3 protein-coding genes, 1 tRNA gene and 1 pseudogene are annotated in these 4,029 nt (G+C 71.5%); 1 reads left to right on the top strand and 4 read right to left on the bottom strand.

Annotated features, from left to right (window positions below; genetic code table 11):
- From ACFQGU_RS17580 to ACFQGU_RS17570, 3 genes are all read right to left on the bottom strand, one after another.
- A partial coding sequence (locus ACFQGU_RS17580; protein ID WP_386769000.1) for an alpha/beta hydrolase fold domain-containing protein occupies positions 1-846 on the bottom strand: 846 nt, incomplete at its 3' end.
- Positions 847-965: 119 nt separating this feature from the next.
- A complete protein-coding gene (locus ACFQGU_RS17575) occupies positions 966-2,009 on the bottom strand; it encodes an NAD(P)-dependent alcohol dehydrogenase (protein ID WP_386768999.1) in 1,044 nt (347 codons plus the stop codon).
- 93 nt (positions 2,010-2,102) lie between these two features.
- Positions 2,103-2,498, bottom strand: a complete 396-nt coding sequence (locus ACFQGU_RS17570; RefSeq protein WP_386768998.1) for a YchJ family protein — start codon at positions 2,496-2,498, stop codon at positions 2,103-2,105.
- Between the two features lie 227 nt (positions 2,499-2,725).
- Between ACFQGU_RS17570 and ACFQGU_RS17565 the strand changes: the two genes are divergently transcribed.
- Positions 2,726-2,810, top strand: a tRNA-Ser gene (locus tag ACFQGU_RS17565).
- A 288-nt stretch (positions 2,811-3,098) separates the two neighbouring features.
- Here the strand turns inward: ACFQGU_RS17565 and ACFQGU_RS17560 are convergent.
- Positions 3,099-4,029, bottom strand: a pseudogene (locus ACFQGU_RS17560) (hypothetical protein); the annotation flags it as partial.

Here is a 4,029-nt window from a genome sequence, read left to right as displayed (position 1 = left end):
CGGCGGGAGGCCGGTCTTGTCGGCGGCGCAGATCGGCGACAGCCGCGGGTCGAAACGGTCGGTGTCGCCGGCGTAGGTGTCGACGTACCAGTCCATCGTCGCCTTGGTGAGCAGGTAGCCCTCGCCGAACAGGTCCTTGGACGGGTACTTCCTGCTGGCGTCGGCGCCGGGGTAGACGAGCAGCTGCGCGTACGGCGTCTGGACGCCGGCGTCCTTGGTCACCTGGGAGACGACGGCCGCGAGGTTGCCGCCCGCGCTGTCGCCCGCGACGGCGATGCGGCGCGGGTCGGCGCCGAGGTCGGCCGCGTGCTCGACGGCCCAGGTGAACGCGGCGACGGCGTCGTCGACCGGGGCGGGGAAGGGGTGCTCGGGCGCGAGGCGGTAGTCGACGGAGAGCACCTGCACGTCGGCGTGCTTGGCGATGAGGCGGCAGGTCTGGTCATGGGTCTCGAGGTCGCCCACGACCCAGCCGCCGCCGTGGAAGTAGACGACGAGAGGCCGCCCGGCGCCGCCGCCGGCGGGGCGGTAGTGGCGGGCGCGCAGGACGCCGTCGGCGCCGCGGACGGTGAGGTCGCGCACCGGGCCGATCGGCGTACGAGGACCGGCCGCGATCGCGGCGCTGCGCGCGAGGGCGACACGGCGCTGGGCGGCCGTGCGCTCCTCGCCCGCCCGGTTGATCCGCGCCTCGACGGCGAGGAGCACCGACAGCTGCGGGTCGAGCGTCTGGCCGTCGACCACGCGGGGGCCGCCGCCGAGCCTCGTGGCGACCGGCGTGGGCAGCGACGTGCTCGCCCGGGCGACCCAGTGCTGGCTGGTGGTGAGCAGACCCTCGACGCTGAACGGCATGGCCGGAGCGTAGGCCGCCCCACCCAGAACCGCCCCCGGACCCCGCCGTTTGGGATGAAGGCGACCTTCATCCCATAGAGCCGAACAATCCTTCCCATCACGGGCGGGGCGTACGGCGATCAGGCGGTGATGGTGGCGTTGTCGATGACGAAGCGGTAGCGGACGTCGCCCCGCACGACGCGGTCGTACGCGGCGTCGATGTCCTGTGCGGCGATGGTCTCGATCATCGAGCCGAGGCCGTGCTCGGCGCAGAAGTCGAGCATCTCCTGGGTCTCCGCGATGCCGCCGATCGGCGAGCCCGACAGCGAGCGGCGGTTGCCGACGACCGACATCAGGTTGATCGACAGCGAGCTCTCCGGCAGGCCGACGTTCACCATCGCGCCGTCGACATCGAGCATCCGCAGGTAGCGGTCGAGGTCGATCTCGGCCGCGACGGTGTTGAGGATGAGGTCGAAGCTGTCGCGCAGCTCGCGGAACGCGGTGCCGTCGGCGGTCGCGCGAACGTGGTGCGCGCCGAGGGCGCGGGCGTCGTCGGCCTTGGCGTCGGTGCGCGTCAGCACCGTCACCTCCGCGCCGAGCGCGGCCGCGATCCGCACGCCCATGTGCCCGAGCCCGCCGAGCCCGGCCACCGCCACGCGGCTGCCGGGGCCGACCTTCCAGTGCCGGAGCGGGGAGTACGTCGTGATGCCCGCGCACAGCAGCGGCGCGGCGACGTCGAGCGCGAGCGCATCGGGGATGCGCACGACGAAGCCCTCGGTAACGACGATGTGGGTGGAGTAGCCGCCCGCGGTCGGGTTGCCATCCTTGTCGCGCGAGCCGTAGGTGCCGGTGTTCCTCTTGCAGAACTGCTCGTTGCCGGCGAGGCAGTGGCGGCATTCGCCGCACGAGTCGACCATGCAGCCGACGCCCACGCGGTCGCCGACGGCGTACTTCGTGACCTCGCTGCCGACCTGCTCGACGACGCCGGCGATCTCGTGGCCCGGCACGAGCGGGAACGTCGTGGCGCCCCACTCCTCGCGGGCGGTGTGGATGTCGGAGTGGCAGATGCCGGCGTACCGGATGGCGATGAGGACGTCCTTCGGCCCGACCTCGCGCCGCTCGATCATCGTGCGCTCGAACGGCGAGCGCGGACCGGCGGTGGCGTAAGCAGCGACAAGACCCATGCGCCCACACTAGGTGCGCTTCCGGCACGGGGGGGGGGCGCAGACCTCACCGACCTCGGCGGGGCAGACTCGGCAGGACCGCCTGGCTGCGCATCAGTTCGGACCGTTCGGCAGCGCGTCGAGGTACACCCACCGGCCCTGCTCGCGGACGAAGCTGCTGCGCTCGTGGTGCCGGCCGCGGGTGCCGTCGGCGTCCTCCCACCGCGCGACGAACTCCACCTCGCCGTCGGCGTCGAGCAGCCCGCCGCGCGTCGCACCGAGCACGTGCAGGCCGAGCCACCGCCGCGACGGTTCGAGCGACAGCGGGCGGGGCCGGGTGGAGCTGTGCCAGGTACGGGACAGGTAGGCGGCGTCGCCGCGGGCGAAGGCGGTGTAGCGGCTGCGCATGAGCGCTTCGGCGGTCGGTGCTGGTTCGCCGCCGTGCAGGCGCCCGCAGCACTCGTCGTACGGCGCACCCCATCCGCAGGGGCAGTCTTCCATCGGCGTCATGCGCGGGTGCGGAGGTAGCCGTTCATGCGCCCGCACGCTACCCGGTGACGAGGAACGACTGTGCTCCTCGGCGCTGCCGCCAGCGCCCTCGGGACGCCACGGTCAGTCGGCTTGGTGACGGCCGACCGCCCCTGGGAGACTGGCGGCCAGTGCTCTCACGATCGGGACGAACCATGTCAGCGGCGAGTCCCGAGGCAACGGCGTGACGCCGTAGCGGCAGAGCACCAGGAGGGCTCGCATAGTGGCCGAGTGCGGCGGTCTTGAAAACCGCTGGGTAGCGATACCCCGAGGGTTCGAATCCCTCGCCCTCCGCCGGGCCCGTAGGGCCCCAGCTTGAGGGCGAGGGATTCGGGAGGAACCCCCGCAGCCCTTCGACCCACCGCGGCGAAGCCGCCCCACCGGTCGCGGCTCTGCCCGCCCGAGACGGATCCCTCGCCCTCCGCCGGGCCCGTAGGGCCCCCGCCCGAGGGCGAGGGATTCGGGAGGAACCCCCGCGTCACCTCGGGTCTCCGCGCCGAAGGCGCCAGACTGCCCGCGACTACGCCGCCCCGAGACGGATCCCTCGCCCTCCGCTCACGGCGCGAAAACGCCGTCGGCCGCCTAGGCGGCGCAGCCGGCACCGAAACTGATCGGCCAGCAGTCGTCGGGGACGTTGCCGGTGATGGACGTCTTGGAGTCCATCCATACCGGCACGGGAGCAATGCTCGTGCTGGCGAGCCCACCACCCTGCAGCGCGCGGTTCCCGGTCACCGTGCTACCCCGCAGTTGTATGTCTCCGCCGTCGACGTTGGCGATGCCTCCGCCAGATCCCCCGGCGGTGTTCCCTGCGATCGAACTCCGCTTGAGCGTGCTGGTTCCGTAGTTGATGATCCCCCCGCCGTCCAACCCAGCGATGTTCCCGGCCACGGTCGTGCTGACGATGGTCACGGTTCCGGAGGCGACGTAGATCCCCCCGCCGTCGTCCGCTGCGGTATTGCCGCTGATGGTGCTGTCGCTGACCGTGGCGGTCCCGCCGAAGACAGCGAGCCCAGCTCCGCTTGCTGCCCCGCCCGGTGTGCACTCCGGAATGCCATCGCTGCCGATGCAGCCGCGGAAGGCGACATTGCGGGTCACCGTGCTGGCCGACAACGTCAGGCGGCCCGTCGACAGGATGCCCCCACCAGAGGCCATGCTCCTGTTGTCACTCACCGTGCTGTTGGAGAGAGCAAGTGCGCCGGCGTTGAAGATCCCGGCACCGCCAAAGAAGCACGGCGCGTTTGGCTGACATGCTTGATACGCGCCGAAGGCGTGATTGCCACTGATGGTGGTGTTCTTGATCGTGGCGGTTCCCCAGTTGCGGATCCCTGCGAAGTAGCTATCCGTCACCCTGCTGGCGACGAGGGTCAGCGTGCCATCGTTCTGGATGCCGTCGGATGCCGAGCCGGTGATGCTGAGCGACTTGATGGTCGCAACCCCGCTATCCGTGACGCGCAGGGCCCGTGTAACCGTTCTGTCCGCACCCGCACCGGTCAAGGTGAGGGTCTTGCTGACG

It is taken from the genome of Longivirga aurantiaca (assembly GCF_042660085.1).
In the GTDB taxonomy this organism is placed as follows: domain Bacteria; phylum Actinomycetota; class Actinomycetes; order S36-B12; family CAIYMF01; genus Longivirga; species Longivirga aurantiaca.
The sequence above is the reverse complement of the archived record's forward strand: the minus strand, read 5'-3'. Positions and strand labels throughout refer to the sequence as shown.